We start from the raw sequence: 13,178 nt of genomic DNA on the forward strand, positions 1-13,178 counted from the left end.
GCCCAAGGCCTCAGCAACCTCGAGATCATCCGCTGCCTCAAGCGCTACATCGCCCGCGAGATCCACCACGTCCTGACCACTTGACGAGGCATAGGAGCATCTCAGACGGTGCAGCCGTCGTCGGTGCAGCCCTGCGCCGGCGGCACCGTGGTGAGCACCGGGTGGGTGTCGGCCCAGGCGCGCTCCAGCACGGCGAGCAGCTGCTCCGGGGGCTGGGCACCGGACGCGCCGTAGGTCCGGTCGACGACGAAGAACGGCACGCCGGTGGCGCCCAGGGCGCGGGCGGTGGCGATGTCGTCCTGGACGGCGGGCAGGTGGCGGCGGTCGGTCAGCGCGGCGCGCACCTCGTCGCCGTCCAGACCGACCTCGGTGCCGAGCTCGACCAGCGCGTCGACCTCGAAGACCGAGCGGCGCTCCTCGAAGTGCGCGTGCAGCAGCCGCTCCTTCGCCGCGTCCTGGCGGCCGTGCTCGGCGGCCAGGTGGAGGAGCTGGTGGGCCAGCAGGGTGTTGCCGCTGACGCCGTTGGCCAGGTCGTAGTCCAGGCCCTCCTCGGCGGCGAGCGCGTCGAGCTGGGTCATCTGCGTGCGCATCTCGTCCTCGCTGCGCCCGTACTTGGCGGCCAGCGCGGGCAGGGTGGGGTGCACGTCGCCCTCGGCGACGGAGGGGTCCAGCTGGAAGGACCGCCACACCACCTCGACGTCGTCGGCGTGCTCGAACCGCGACAGCGCGGTCTCGAAGCGGCGCTTGCCGATGTAACACCAGGGACAGACGACGTCGGACCAGATCTCGACCTTCACGCGCGTCGCAACGCCGGGCCACGTCGGGCTGTTCCCGGGGGTTGTCGGGCACGGGTGGGCAGGGCCACACTCGGCCGGGTGCTGGACCACCTGGGGATCCCCTGCGCCGACCCGGACGCCGCGCTGGCGTTCTACGTGACCGCCTTCGCCCCGCTGGGCTTCCGTGAGGCGATGCGCTTCGAGACCCCGGCGGGGCCGGTCATCGGCGTCGCCGACGGGCCGGGTCCCCCGCACTTCTGGCTCTCTCCGGCCGCCCCGGGCACGAGCTACGAGGCGCACGTCGCCTTCAGCGCGCCCGACCGGGCCGCGGTCGACGCGGTGCACGCCGCGGCGGTGGCCGCGGGCTACGAGGTGCTGCACGCACCGCGGGTGTTCCCGGAGTACCACCCGGGCTACTACGGGACGTTCCTGCGCGGCCCCGACGGCAACAACGTCGAGGCCGTGCACCACGCGTCCGGCTAGAGCAGGCCCGGCAGCGCCAGCACGCCGACGACGAGACCGCCCAGCACCTGGTGGGAGACGGTCTTCCGCAGCCCGTTGCGGTGCGCCAGCATCGTCCACTGAGCGTCGACGGCGTCCAGGACGACGTCGGGACCGCCCTCGGCGGGGACGACGGCGTACGGGCTGGACCCGGCCGGCTGGTGCACGCGCGAGGCGGACTGCCAGCCGGCCGGGCCCGGGGTGGGTCCGGTCAGCGGACGCCGACCAGGTCCACCACGAAGACCAGGGTGGCGCCGGGCTTGATGACGCCGCCGGCGCCACGGTCGCCGTAGGCCTTGTGCGCGGGGATGGTGAGCCGGCGGCGGCCGCCGACCTTCATCCCGGCGATGCCCTCGTCCCAGCCGGCGATGACCATGCCGACGCCGAGCTGGAACTCCAGCGGGTCGCCGCGGTCCCACGAGGCGTCGAACTGCTCGCCGCCGTCGTGGGTGACGCCGACGTAGTGGGCGCGGACGAGGCTGCCGTTGGTGGCCTCGGCGCCGTCACCGACGGTGATGTCCTCGATGACCAGGTCGGCGGGGGCCGGGCCGGTCGGCGGCTCGACGTCGGGGCGGGTGGGCTCGGCCACGGGTGCTCCTGGGGGTTCGGTGCCGGGGTGGTCCCGGCGTCCGTCCTCCACCCAACCAGAACCGCGGCGAGCTCTCAGCCCGCGACCGGCTCGCGCTCGAGCGGGACGACCTGGGCGACCACCGAGGTGACCGCGGCCTGCAGGTCGGCGGCGGCGTCGGGGTCGCCGGCGAGCTGGCGGAGCAGGGCCTGCTGGAAGAGGCCGTCGAACAGGGCGTACATCGTGGCGGAGGAGACCCGGGGCGGGGTGTCCAGCAGCTCGGCGAACCGGCTCACCACCCGCCAGACCATCCGCTCCAGGCTGGCGTCGATGGCCGCGACGTCGGCCCGGAAGGACTCCTCGAACATCGACTGGTTGCGCAGGTCGTACCAGAGCCGGTGCATGTGCGGCTCCTCGACGAGGGTCTGCGCGAGCTTGTCCAGGAAGCCGGCCTGCAGCTGGGCCGGGGTGGTGGCGGTGGCCACGACCTGGTCGTAGCGGGTCACGCAGACGGCCTTGTACTCACGCACGCAGTGCGTGATCAGGTCGACCTTGTCCCGGAAGTAGTAGTGCAGGACGCCGTGGCTGAAGTCCGAGTTCTGCGCGATCTCGCGCAGGCTCGTGCGGGCGTAGCCCAGCTCGGACAGCGTCTTCAGGGTCGCCCCGGCCAGCTCGGCACGCCGTGCCGCCGACTTGTCCACCCGCTCGTCCACGTGCCCACCTCCTGTGCCCCGGTGCACCGAGGGTAACCGCGCCGACCCCCGGGAGGTGGGACCTGGACGATCGTCAAGGAAAAGCTTGACAGTCGTCAAGACACGGGACCAGCATGACCGGCGTCACAGGGCGACCGCAGCCAACGTGGGCCGCGGAGCCGGTGACGTGACGACACGGAGGGCAGTCGATGTCCGTCTTCGACCTCGCAGGACGCAAGGCACTGGTCACGGGGGGTGCTCGCGGTCTGGGGCAGGGCATGGCCGAGGCCCTGGCCCGGCACGGCGCGTCGGTGGTCATCGCCGACCTGCTGGACTCCGACGGCAAGGCCGTCGCCGAGCAGATCGCCGAGACCCACGGCGTCACCACCGGGTTCGTGCACCTGGACGTCACCGACGAGGCCAGCTGGGAGGCCGGCACCGCCCAGGCCGCCGAGCTGCTCGGCGGGCTGGACGTGCTGGTCAACAACGCCGGCGTCGAGATCTCCGCGCTGATCAGCGAGTTCCGCCCCGAGGACCTGCGCACCATGCTCGAGGTGAACGTGCTCGGCACGGCGCTGGGCATCAAGCACGGCCTGCGCGCGATGCGCCCGGGCGGCGTCGCCGGGTCCGGCGGCTCGATCGTCAACATCTCCTCGGTCGCCGCGACCATCGCCTTCCCCGGCATCTCCGGGTACTCGGCCACCAAGTCCGCCGTCGACCGGCTCACCCGGGTCGCGGCCGCCGAGTCCGGCAAGCTCGGCTACGGGGTACGGGTCAACTGCGTGTACCCCGGCCTGGTCCCCACCACGATGGGCAACCAGCTGGCCGTGGACATGGCCGAGCTCGGGCTGTTCCCCTCGGTCGAGGAGGCCGTCGGCACCGTCGTCGCCCTGACGCCGTCCGGCCGGCTGGGCGAGGTGGGCGACATGGCCGATGCCGTGGTCTTCCTGGCGTCGGACGCCGCCCGCTTCGTCAACGGCGCGGGCCTGCCCGTGGACGGCGGGATGGGCTCGTGACCGCTCCCGCCACCACGACCACGCCGAAGCCCGTCGTCGTCTACGGCGCCTCGGGGTACACCGGGCGCCTGGTCTGCGAGTACCTGCGCGAGCTCGGCGTGCCCTTCGTCGCCGCCGGCCGGGACGCCGCCCGGGTCCGCGAGGTCGTCGAGAGGATCCCCGGCATCGAGACGGCCTCCTACGAGGTGGTCGAGGTCGAGCACACCGTCGAGGCGCTCACCGAGCTGTTCCGCGGCGCGCAGGTGGTCTGCAACATGGTCGGGCCGTTCATCAACCTGGGCCCGCAGGTGGTCGACGCCTGCCTGGCCGCCGGCGCGCACTACCTGGACACCACCGGCGAGCAGGACTGGGTGCTGGAGTGCCAGCAGCGCTGGGGCACCCGGTTCGCCGAGGCCGGGCTGCTGCTGTCCCCCGGCATCGCGCAGATGTACACGACCGGCGAGATCGCGATCAACATCGCGCTGGAGACCCCGGGCCTGGACACCCTCGACGTCCTGGTGCTGTGGAAGGGCTTCCCGACCACCGCCTCCACCGAGACGATCTTCACCATCCTCAAGGCGGACTGGTTCCACCTGCAGGAGAACTCCTACGTGCAGTTCGAGCCCACCACGACGTTCGACGTCGTCGTGCCCGGCAGCCACGAGCTGGCCCTGGCCGTGCCGTGGGGCGGCACCTCGCACCCGGTCTGGTTCAAGGACGACCCACGGGTGTCGACGGTCAAGGTCGCCGGCGGCGTCATGAACAAGCCGGTCATGGAGGCCGTCGTGGCCACCACCGCGATGGTCGAGAGCGAGATCAAGACCCTGCCCCGCGAGCAGTGGGACGAGAAGCTCGCCGAGATCGCCGCGGCGTGGAGCGCCGGGATGCCGCCGCGGGAGAACCCGCGGCTGAACACCTCGATCGACTCCGTGTACGCCTCGGGTCCGCTGGGCCGCAAGCACGTGGTCATCCACGGCAACAGCAACTACAAGCAGACCGGCCTGCTGCAGGCCTGGGCCGCGATGTCGCTGCTGCAGCAGAAGCCGCTGCGGGCCGGGTTCGCCTCGGGCTGCCAGGCGTTCGGCCACCGGCAGCTGCTCGGCGTCCTGCGCCAGTTCGGCCTCGTGCTCGACCCGGTCGTCACCGAGCACCGCTGATGACGCCGACCTCCGCGGGCCTGACGTCGTGGCTGGACAAGGGCGCCTCGCTCGGCCGGGACGCCCCGTGCCTGACCGCCGGGGACACCACCCACAGCTACGGGGAGGTCCAGGAGGTCAGCTGGCAGGTCGCCCGGGCGCTCGCGCGCTCGGGCGTCCTGCCCGGCCAGACGGTGGCGGTCCTGTCCGCCAACGACCCGGTCGCGTTCTCCTGCGTCTTCGGCATCGCCCGGGCCGGCGCGGTCTGGGCGCCGGTCAACCCGCGCAACCAGGCCGCCGAGAACCAGGAGCTGCTGGAGCTCTTCGGCTGCACCGCGCTGCTCTTCCAGGCCTCCTTCGCCCCCCTGGTGGCCGCGATCCGCGACCGGCTGCCGGCGCTGACCACCCTGGTCTGCCTGGACTCCGACGAGCACGGGGTGCCCTCGCTGGCCCAGTGGCTCGACGGCGTCCCGGCCGAGCCGCTGCAGGTCGAACCCGTGGACGACGTGGTCATGGTGGTCGGCACCGGCGGGACCACCGGGCGCCCCAAGGGCGTGCTGCTCACCGACCGCTCCATCGAGACGATGTCGGCGATCACGCTGATGAGCTACCCCTTCCCCGACCGGCCCGTCTACCTGGCGCTGGCCCCGCTGACCCACGCCGCCGGGGTGCTCTGCTTCCCGGTCATGGCGCTGGGCGGACACGTCGTGGTGCTGCGGACGCCGTCGCTGGACGACCTGCTCGACGCCGTCCCGCGGCACCGGGTGAGCCACGCGTTCCTGCCACCGACGCTGGTCTACATGCTGCTGGACCACCCCCGGCTCGACGCCACGGACCTGTCCTCGCTGCGCTGCTTCTGGTACGGCGCAGCACCGATCTCGGCCGCCCGGCTGGAGGAGGCGCTGCACCGGATCGGCCCGATGGCCCAGCTGTTCGGCCAGTCCGAGGCGCCGATGATGGTGTCCACCATGGCCCCGGCCGACCACTGGCGGGCCGACGGCACGGTCGCGGTGGAGCGGCTCACCTCGGCCGGGCGGCCCTCGCCGCTGGTGACCGTGGCGGTGATGGCCGAGGACGGCACCCTGCTGCCGGCCGGGGAGCGCGGGGAGGTCGTCGTCCGCAGCTCGCTGGTGATGGCCGGCTACCTGGGCGACCCGGCGGCCACCGCGGCGGCCGGGGAGCACGGCTGGCACCACACCGGGGACATCGGCTACCTGGACGCCGACAACTGGCTCTACGTCGTCGACCGGGCCAAGGACATGATCATCTCGGGCGGGTTCAACGTGTACTCCGCCGAGGTGGAGAACGCCCTCATGGCCCACCCCGACGTCGCCGACTGCGCCGTCGTCGGGGTGCCCGACGAGAAGTGGGGCGAGCGGGTCGTCGCCGTCGTGCAGGCCCGGGCCGGGGCGCAGGTCGACACCGCCGCGGTGACGGCGTTCGTCAAGGAGCGCATCGGCAGCGTCAAGGCGCCCAAGGAGGTGTGGGTGTGGGAGGACCTGCCGCGCTCCACCGTCGGCAAGGTGCTCAAGACCGACGTCCGGGCGCGGGTGCTCGCCGCCCGGTGACACAGACCGCCGTCCGGACCGTGGAGACCACGCCGGTCCGGACGGCCTGCCGGCTCGCGGGTCGTCGTGGGGCAGCGGCGACCCGCGACGCCGGTGTCAACACCGTGTGACGTCTGGTCGCAGGGTCTTGCCACCGTCCCGGTGGGGCCACTTGCATGGTGGGCAGAGCCGCGGCGTCTGCCGTGCGGCCTCCCCTCGGGGGACACCACGATGACCACCACCCTGACCGAACTGGACCGCGAGTCCCGGATGGGCGCCGTCGGCACCCTGACCACCGACCGGGAGGTCCGCCGGGTCTCCCTGGCCGACTTCGAGGCCCGCCGGGCCGAGGTCACCGAACAGCTGTGGCAGGCCGCCACGGACATCGGCTTCTTCCAGGTCGTCGACCACGGCATCACCGCGACGGACGTCGATGCCGCCTTCGCCGCCTCGCAGGCCTTCTTCGCCCTGCCCGCGGAGGTGAAGGCGAGGTACCCGATGAAGAAGGGCCTCAACGCCGGCTGGGAGTCCAGGAGCCAGGTGCGGCCCTCGGTCGGCACCCCGGACCAGAAGGAGTCCTGGCAGCTGACCCGGCCCTTCATGGACGGGCTGTGGCCCGCCGAGGAGGAGGTCGCCGGCTTCCGGGACACCCTGCTGGCCTTCGAGTCCCGCTGCTGGGCCGTGGCGATGCAGGTGCTGTCCTGCTTCGCCGACCGGCTCGGCATGGACCGGGACTTCTTCGCCGGCGTGCACGACCCGTCGTCCCCGCAGTACCGGTCGTGCCTGCGGCTGATCCACTACATGGCCTTCCCGGAGGACCTGCTCGACACGCCCGGGACGTGGCGGGCCGGCGCGCACACCGACTTCGACTGCCTGACCCTGCTCTTCCAGCGGGCCGGCCAGGACGGGCTGCAGGTCCTGCCCGGCGCCGAGGCCGCCCGACCCACGGACGAGGGGTACGCGTGGACCCCGGTCCCGGCCTCCGACGAGGCCATCACCTGCAACGTCGGTGACATGCTCATGCGGTGGAGCGACGACCGCCTGCCGTCGAACTTCCACCGGGTGGCAGCACCCGGTCGCGGCGACTCGCTGGCACCCCGGTACTCGATGGCCTTCTTCGCCCAGGCCGACGCCGACGCGCTGATCCAGACCCCGGCGGGCACCCACGAGCCGATGACGGCCGGGGACTTCCTGCTGCAGCGGATCCAGGCCAACTTCCGGGCCTAGCCCGCGGCCTGCTCCTCGCGGCCGCCCTGGGTGCGCTCACCGGGGTGGCCGCGAAGGCCGCCGACGCCTCCGGCGTGGGCTGGCTCGCCGACCTCGGCTCCCACCCCGCGGCCTGGGTGCTGGCCGTGGCACTGCTGGCCCGGGCCGCACCCACGGGCCGGCTGGCAGCCGTGGGCAGCGCCGTCTTCTTCGCGGTGATGAGCCTGGCCTACTACGCCTTCGCCGTCGTCGTGCTGGGGTTCGACCTCCGGGGACAGCTGGTGCTGCTGGCCGCCTGGACGGTCCTCTCGCTGACCGCCGTGCCGCTGTTCGCCGTCGTGGTCCACCTGGCGACCCGCCACCGCGGCGTGCTGCCCGGCGCCGTCCTGGCCGGTGCCGCCGCGCTCGCGCTGGCCGACCGGACGCTGTGGGAGCTCTGGCTGGCCGCCACCGGGGACGCCCCGGGCGTGCTGCACCCGGTCCAGGCGGTGGCCGGGGTCGTCGTCGCGCTGGTGGTGGCCGGGGTGCTGCCCCGGCACGGCCGGACCCGGGCGGTCGCGCTGGTGCTGCTGGCCCCGGCTGCGGTCGCCGCGACGTGGGGCGTGGACCTGCTGTACGGGCTGCTGCCCGGCTGAGGTCTGGGCGTGGTCAGCCCCGACCCGGTCACCCCAGGGCGGCGCGGGCGGCCCGGGCGACGGCGTCGGCGACCAGGTCCAGGCTCGGGGAGCGCAGCTTCCACTGCTGCCACCAGAGCACGACGTCGACCGCGCCGGCCGGGTCCAGGTCGACCAGGTCGTCGTCCGGACCGGTCTGCAGGTCGGGCAGCATGCCCCAGCCGAACCCGAGCCGGACGGCGTCCAGGTAGTCCGCCGAGGACGGCACGTGGTGCGTCGGCGGGTGGACGACGGCGTGGGTGCGGCGCCGCAGGTAGGCCGCCTGCAGGTCGTCGGTCCGGTCGAAGGCCACCAGCGGTGCACGGCGCAGCGCCGCCGCCGTCGGGCCTTCGGGGAACCAGCGCTCGGCGTGCGCGCGGCTGGCCATCGGCCGGTACCGGGCCACGCCCAGCCGGGTCGACGAGCAGCCCGGCACCGGGTCGGCGTCCGCGGTGACGGCGGCCATCACCGTGCCGGCGCGCAGCAGGGCGGCGGTGTGCTCCTGGTCGGCGACCCGGACGTCCAGGCTGACCCGGTCGGCGACCGGGGCCAGCGCGGGCAGGAACCAGGTGGCCAGCGAGTCGGCGTTGACCGCGACCGGGACCACGGGCGGCGCGCCGTCGTCGGTGCCCCCGGCCAGCGTGGCGGTGGTGTCGGCGACCAGCAGCTCGACCTGGCGGGCCAGCCGGAGCACCGCGGCGCCGGCCTCGGTGGGCACGACCGGGCGGCTGCGGACCAGCAGCACCTGCCCGGTGGCGACCTCCAGGGCGCGGATCCGCTGGCTCACCGCGGACGGCGTGACGTGCAGCCGGCCGGCGGCGGCATCGAGGGTGCCGGTCTCGACGGCGGCGACGAGGGCGCGGAGCTGGGCGAGGTCCATCGACAGCACAGCTTACGGTAGGTGCGCATCAACAACGGCGCTGTCGGTCAGGGCGCCTCAGGATGGGTCCGTGGTCCTCTCCGCCGTCCTCTCCGGCCTCGGTCTCGGTCTGTCCCTCATCGTCGCCATCGGCGCCCAGAACGCCTACGTGCTGCGCCAGGGCCTGCGCCGGGAGCACGTGGCCACCGTCGTCGCGGTCTGTGCACTGTCCGACGTGGTGCTGATCCTGGCCGGCGTGGCCGGCACCGGCGCCGTGCTGGAGCGGGTGCCGTGGCTGGTCACCGTCGTCCGGGTCGCGGGCGGGCTGTTCCTGCTCGGCTACGCGGTGCTCGCCGCGCGACGGGCGGTCCGCCCCTCCGCGATGGACACCTCCGCCGGGGGTGCCCGGGTCGGGACGGCCGCCGTCGTCGGCACCTGCCTGGCGCTGACCTGGCTGAACCCGCACGTCTACCTGGACACCGTGCTCCTGCTGGGCTCGGTCGCCGGCACCCACGGCGACCAGCGCTGGTGGTTCGCCGCCGGGGCGTGCGTGGCCAGCGTGCTGTGGTTCACCGGGCTGGGGGTGGGGGCCCGTGCACTGCGCCCGGTGTTCGCCCGGCCGGCCGCCTGGCGGGTGCTCGACGGGGTCATCGCAGTGGTGATGGCAGCCCTGGCCGCGTCGCTGCTGGCGGGAGCTGGTGGGATCGGGGCATGAGCTCCGACCTGTCACTGCGCTGGCTGACCTCCCCCGACGAGGTCACCCCGGCCATGGCCACCGAGCTCGCCACCGTCTGGCGCGAGGTCAGCAACGCCGGCGGCGCCGTCGGCTTCCCCCAGGTCCCGGTCGACGAGGCGACCGTCGCCGCGGCCGCCGACGCCGTCGTCGGTGCGCTGACCCCGGACGAGCGGCTGCTGTGGGTGACCGCCCCCGACGGGTCCCTGGCCGGCTGGCTGGTGCTGGCCCGCAACCCGCAGCCGATCTTCCGGCACTGGGCCACCCTGCGGCGGGTGCAGTCCTCGCTGGGCTCCCGGGGCACGGGCGTCGGGTCGGTGCTGCTCACCGAGGCCGCCCGCTGCGCCCGCGAGCTGGGCCTGGCCCACCTGCACCTCTACGTCCGCGCCGGACAGGGCCTGGAGCCCTTCTACCTGCGGCACGGGTACCGGGAGATCGGCCGCTGGCCGCACGCCCTGCACCTGGGCGACGGCGACTTCCGCGACGAGGTGCTCATGTTCCTGGAGCTCTGAGGCCCCCGCGCGTGGGTCGACGACCCCGGGTCGCGCCGGCTGCGCCCGCCCGCCCGGCGAGGACCGCGAACGCCTCGACCAGCTCCCGGGGCTGCACGTCGGACAGCTCGGCGTCCAGCCGCAGCAGCTCGGCCGCCAGCCCGGTCCACGACCAGGAGCCGGTGGACACCCGGCAGCGCCCCCCGTCCAGTGGCTCGACGGCGCCGTTCCCCACGAAGGGCGCCACCGTCTCCGCCGGGACGGCGAGCACCGCGCGACCCCGGCACGGCCACCCACCGCCGGGGTCCCGCGAGCCGCGGAACAGCGCGGCGACGAAGGCAGCGGGGTCACCGCCGGGCACCTCCCGGGGCGCGAACCGGGCGCCCAGCGGGGTGCGTGGGGCGATCCGGTCCAGCCGGGGAGTGCGCCAGTCGTCCCGGTCGACGTCCCAGGCCAGCAGGTACCAGCGGCCGTCCCGGGCCAGCACGGCGTGCGGCTGCACCCGGCGGGGCACCCCGTCGCCGCCCGGGGCGTCGTAGCGCAGCTCCTGCCGCGCGCGGACCGCCGCGGACACGGCCAGGAGCACCTCGGGGTCGACGTCGACGGCCGGGCGGCCGGGCACCGCCGCCACCTGGACGGCGTCCACCCGGTGCCGCAGCCGCGCGGGCAGCACCTGCCGGACCGTGGCCAGCGCGCGCTCGGCGGCGGCCCCGGTGCCCGTCCCGCCGGCGGCGGCCAGCTGCAGGGCGACGGTGAGCGCGACGGCCTGGTCGTCGTCGAAGAGCAGCGGGGGCAGGTCGGCCCCCGGGGCCAGCCGGTAGCCGCCGTCGGGGCCCATCGACGCCTGCACCGGGTAGCCCAGCTCGCGGAGCCGGTCGACGTCCCGGCGGACAGTGCGCGGGCTGACCTCCAGCCGCTCCGCCAGCAATGAGCCCGGCCAGTCGCGGCGGGACTGCAGCAACGACAGCAGGCTCAGCAACCGTCCCGGCGTCCCGCTCATGCCTCCCAGGATGGCCCACGAGTAGGTCAGGAGCTGACCGTGACCCTCGGCAGAGTGGTCCTCACCCACCGAGCAGAGGAGCCACCATGAGCGTCACCACCACCACCCACCTGAACTTCCGCGGCCAGGCCCGCGCAGCCCTGGAGCACTACGCCGACGTCTTCGGCGGCGAGGTCCAGGCCTTCACCTTCGCCCAGGGCGGCAGCGACCGGGACCGCGCCGACGGCGCCGTCGACGACCAGGTCATCTGGGGCGCGGTGCAGTCGCCCTCCGGGTTCTCGGTCATGGCCTTCGACGTCCCGCCAGGCCGGGCGTACGACCCGGGCACCGACGCGCTCTACGTCTCCGTGCGCGGGGACGACGCCGACGAGATCACCCGCTGCTTCGACGGCCTGGCCCAAGGGGGCACCGTGCGGGCGGCCCTGGGCCCGGCCGGGTTCTCCCCGCACTACGGGATGGTCACCGACCGGTTCGGCGTGACCTGGGTGCTCGACGTCGCCGTCGCCTACTGACGGGCGAGCGTGGATCAGGGTCCCTGATCAGAGTCCGTCCTCCCCCATGAGATGTGGTGTGGGAGGACGGACTCCGGTGAACGCCCCTGATCCACGCTCACGGCGGGGAGGGGCGGGCCGGGGCGGCGGGGCGGGGCGCGGCGGCGGGGCGGCGGGGCGAGGTGCGGGGCTCAGGTCAGGGGCGAGCGGGGCAGCATCCGGTCGGAGATGATCCGCTTCTGGATCTCGCTGGTGCCCTCGAAGATCGTGGTCAGCCGGGCGTCGCGCCAGTGCCGCTCGACCTGGCGCTCGGTGGTGTAGCCGTTGCCACCGTGCAGCTGCATGGCCTGGTTGGTCACCCGCACCGCCATCTCGGTGGCCTGCAGCTTGACCATCGCGGCCTCCCGCTCGCAGGGGACGCCGACGTCGAGCAGGTGCGCGACCTGCCGGTAGAACGACCGGGCCTGCTCGACGTCGGCGGCCATCTCGGCCAGGGCGAAGCGCAGCGCCTGGAAGTCGCCGATCGGGTGACCGAACTGCTCGCGCTCCTGCAGGTAGGTCGTGGTGTCCTCGACCGCGGCGCGGGCCAGGCCCACGGCGCGGGCCGCGGTGTGCACCCGGGCCGTGTTCAGGAAGGCCTGCGCCTCGGCGAACCCGGCCTTGGAACCGCCGTCCCCGTCGGCGTCGCCCGGGGCGACGATCAGGTCGTCGGCCGGGATCCGGACACCGTCGAACTGCAGGTCCCAGGTCAGGAAGCCGTGGTACCCGACCTTGTCGATCGGGTAGCCGCTCAGCCCGGCGGGGAACGAGCCGCGCTCCTTGGCCAGCAGCACGTTGCGCAGCCCGCGCGAGCGGGACTCCCCCGGCTGCGGGTCGCTGACCCGGACCAGCACCTGGATGAAGTCGGCGGCCTTGGCGTTGCCGCACCAGCGCTTGTGCCCGGTGAGCACCCACTCGTCGCCGTCCCGCACGGCGCGGGTCTGCACGTTGGCGAGGTCCGAGCCGGCGTCGGGCTCGGACAGTGCGACGGCGCCGATCCACGAGCCCGCGGCTGACCTCCGCAGCAGGTCGTCCCGGCGGGAGGCGTCGGCGACCGAGGTGCCCATGCCCTGCGAGCGGGCCAGGATCGAGGCGACGCTCATCCAGGCCCGGGCCAGCTCCTCGCTGACCATGCAGTACTCGAAGACGCCGAGGCCCATCCCGCCGTGCTCGCGGTCGATGGTGATGCCGAAGTACCCGAGCTCGCCCAGGCGCTCCAGCAGGTGCTGCGGGATCTCGCCCTTCTGCGGGTCCAGCTCGTCCGCGACCGGCAGGACCTCGTCCATCGCGAAGGCGCGCGCCTGCAGCTGCAGTGCCTCCCGCTCCGGGGTGTGCCACGGCGGCAGCAGGTCGGGACGACGGGGCTCCATCTGCACGGTGCCCGTGGTGGTCTCGTCGGTCTGCGGGGTGCTCACAGCGCTCTCCTGCACGTCGTCGGGCGGGTCGCCGTCCAAGTTACCGGCCGGTAACCGCACCCGCGCCCGGACTGCC

Annotated in this window: 16 protein-coding genes; 9 read left to right on the forward strand and 7 right to left on the reverse strand. The window is 74.1% G+C overall.

Features of this window, described 5'->3' with window-relative positions; all coding sequences use genetic code 11:
- Nucleotides 1-101: 101 nt before the first annotated feature.
- On the reverse strand, nucleotides 102-797 hold the full coding sequence (locus tag ASG41_RS12440; RefSeq protein WP_056295082.1) for a DsbA family oxidoreductase: 696 nt from the start codon (nucleotides 795-797) through the stop codon (nucleotides 102-104).
- 78 nt (nucleotides 798-875) lie between these two features.
- On the opposite strand from ASG41_RS12440, the gene ASG41_RS12445 reads away from it, so the two are divergent.
- On the forward strand, nucleotides 876-1,259 hold the full coding sequence (locus tag ASG41_RS12445) for a VOC family protein (protein ID WP_056295086.1): 384 nt from the start codon (nucleotides 876-878) through the stop codon (nucleotides 1,257-1,259).
- Here the strand turns inward: ASG41_RS12445 and ASG41_RS12450 are convergent.
- From ASG41_RS12450 to ASG41_RS12460, 3 genes are all read right to left on the reverse strand, one after another.
- A complete protein-coding gene (locus ASG41_RS12450) occupies nucleotides 1,256-1,444 on the reverse strand; it encodes a hypothetical protein (protein WP_056295089.1) in 189 nt (62 codons plus the stop codon). The two genes, ASG41_RS12445 and ASG41_RS12450, sit on opposite strands and share 4 nt — an antisense overlap.
- Before the next feature lie 44 nt (nucleotides 1,445-1,488).
- Nucleotides 1,489-1,866, reverse strand: coding sequence for an FKBP-type peptidyl-prolyl cis-trans isomerase (locus ASG41_RS12455; protein ID WP_056295092.1), 378 nt, complete (start codon nucleotides 1,864-1,866; stop codon nucleotides 1,489-1,491).
- Between the two features lie 74 nt (nucleotides 1,867-1,940).
- Nucleotides 1,941-2,558 (reverse strand): TetR/AcrR family transcriptional regulator, encoded by a 618-nt coding sequence (locus ASG41_RS12460; protein ID WP_235564767.1) that lies wholly within the window; start codon nucleotides 2,556-2,558, stop codon nucleotides 1,941-1,943.
- Between the two features lie 188 nt (nucleotides 2,559-2,746).
- Between ASG41_RS12460 and ASG41_RS12465 the strand changes: the two genes are divergently transcribed.
- The 5 genes from ASG41_RS12465 (at nucleotide 2,747) to ASG41_RS12485 (ending at nucleotide 8,056) form a co-directional block, all read left to right on the forward strand.
- The gene (locus ASG41_RS12465; RefSeq protein ID WP_056295098.1) at nucleotides 2,747-3,553 is read left to right on the forward strand and encodes an SDR family NAD(P)-dependent oxidoreductase; all 807 of its coding nucleotides are present in this window, start codon (nucleotides 2,747-2,749) and stop codon (nucleotides 3,551-3,553) included.
- A complete protein-coding gene (locus ASG41_RS12470; protein WP_056295101.1) occupies nucleotides 3,550-4,689 on the forward strand; it encodes a DUF5938 domain-containing protein in 1,140 nt (379 codons plus the stop codon). Before ASG41_RS12465 ends, ASG41_RS12470 begins: the two co-directional genes overlap by 4 nt.
- Nucleotides 4,689-6,236 carry an AMP-binding protein gene (locus tag ASG41_RS12475; protein ID WP_056295104.1) on the forward strand — a complete coding sequence of 516 codons (1,548 nt, stop codon included), beginning with the start codon at nucleotides 4,689-4,691 and terminating at the stop codon, nucleotides 6,234-6,236. The genes ASG41_RS12470 and ASG41_RS12475 overlap by 1 nt, the downstream gene beginning before the upstream one ends.
- A 210-nt stretch (nucleotides 6,237-6,446) precedes the next feature.
- Nucleotides 6,447-7,442: a 2-oxoglutarate and iron-dependent oxygenase domain-containing protein gene (locus tag ASG41_RS12480; RefSeq protein WP_056295107.1), complete on the forward strand. Its 996-nt coding sequence runs from the start codon at nucleotides 6,447-6,449 to the stop codon at nucleotides 7,440-7,442.
- Between the two features lie 44 nt (nucleotides 7,443-7,486).
- Nucleotides 7,487-8,056, forward strand: a complete 570-nt coding sequence (locus tag ASG41_RS12485; RefSeq protein WP_056295110.1) for a hypothetical protein — start codon at nucleotides 7,487-7,489, stop codon at nucleotides 8,054-8,056.
- A 28-nt stretch (nucleotides 8,057-8,084) separates the two neighbouring features.
- Here ASG41_RS12485 and ASG41_RS12490 read toward each other — a convergent pair whose 3' ends face one another.
- Nucleotides 8,085-8,954 (reverse strand): LysR family transcriptional regulator ArgP, encoded by an 870-nt coding sequence (locus tag ASG41_RS12490; protein WP_235564768.1) that lies wholly within the window; start codon nucleotides 8,952-8,954, stop codon nucleotides 8,085-8,087.
- A 70-nt stretch (nucleotides 8,955-9,024) separates the two neighbouring features.
- Between ASG41_RS12490 and ASG41_RS12495 the strand changes: the two genes are divergently transcribed.
- Nucleotides 9,025-9,648: a LysE/ArgO family amino acid transporter gene (locus tag ASG41_RS12495; protein WP_056295113.1), complete on the forward strand. Its 624-nt coding sequence runs from the start codon at nucleotides 9,025-9,027 to the stop codon at nucleotides 9,646-9,648.
- Nucleotides 9,645-10,178, forward strand: a complete 534-nt coding sequence (locus ASG41_RS12500) for a GNAT family N-acetyltransferase (protein WP_056295116.1) — start codon at nucleotides 9,645-9,647, stop codon at nucleotides 10,176-10,178. The genes ASG41_RS12495 and ASG41_RS12500 overlap by 4 nt, the downstream gene beginning before the upstream one ends.
- On the opposite strand, the gene ASG41_RS12505 is transcribed toward ASG41_RS12500, so the two are convergent.
- Entirely contained in the window at nucleotides 10,159-11,157 is a 999-nt protein-coding gene (locus ASG41_RS12505) for a YafY family protein (RefSeq protein WP_157519398.1), read from the reverse strand. The two genes, ASG41_RS12500 and ASG41_RS12505, sit on opposite strands and share 20 nt — an antisense overlap.
- An 86-nt stretch (nucleotides 11,158-11,243) precedes the next feature.
- On the opposite strand from ASG41_RS12505, the gene ASG41_RS12510 reads away from it, so the two are divergent.
- Nucleotides 11,244-11,669 carry a VOC family protein gene (locus ASG41_RS12510; protein WP_056295118.1) on the forward strand — a complete coding sequence of 142 codons (426 nt, stop codon included), beginning with the start codon at nucleotides 11,244-11,246 and terminating at the stop codon, nucleotides 11,667-11,669.
- Between the two features lie 170 nt (nucleotides 11,670-11,839).
- Here ASG41_RS12510 and ASG41_RS12515 read toward each other — a convergent pair whose 3' ends face one another.
- On the reverse strand, nucleotides 11,840-13,102 hold the full coding sequence (locus tag ASG41_RS12515) for an acyl-CoA dehydrogenase family protein (protein WP_235564769.1): 1,263 nt from the start codon (nucleotides 13,100-13,102) through the stop codon (nucleotides 11,840-11,842).
- Between the last annotated feature and the right edge of the window lie 76 nt (nucleotides 13,103-13,178).

The sequence above is a fragment of the Modestobacter sp. Leaf380 genome, assembly GCF_001424485.1.
In the GTDB taxonomy this organism is placed as follows: domain Bacteria; phylum Actinomycetota; class Actinomycetes; order Mycobacteriales; family Geodermatophilaceae; genus Klenkia.

Coding starts and splice junctions, on each gene's coding strand:
- ASG41_RS12480 (WP_056295107.1), top strand. CDS start 6,447: ATGACCACCACCCTGACCGAACTGGACCGCGAGTCCCGGATGGGCGCC.
- ASG41_RS12505 (WP_157519398.1), bottom strand. CDS start 11,157: ATGAGCGGGACGCCGGGACGGTTGCTGAGCCTGCTGTCGTTGCTGCAG.
- ASG41_RS12500 (WP_056295116.1), top strand. CDS start 9,645: ATGAGCTCCGACCTGTCACTGCGCTGGCTGACCTCCCCCGACGAGGTC.
- ASG41_RS12490 (WP_235564768.1), bottom strand. CDS start 8,954: ATGGACCTCGCCCAGCTCCGCGCCCTCGTCGCCGCCGTCGAGACCGGC.
- ASG41_RS12465 (WP_056295098.1), top strand. CDS start 2,747: ATGTCCGTCTTCGACCTCGCAGGACGCAAGGCACTGGTCACGGGGGGT.
- ASG41_RS12475 (WP_056295104.1), top strand. CDS start 4,689: ATGACGCCGACCTCCGCGGGCCTGACGTCGTGGCTGGACAAGGGCGCC.
- ASG41_RS12510 (WP_056295118.1), top strand. CDS start 11,244: ATGAGCGTCACCACCACCACCCACCTGAACTTCCGCGGCCAGGCCCGC.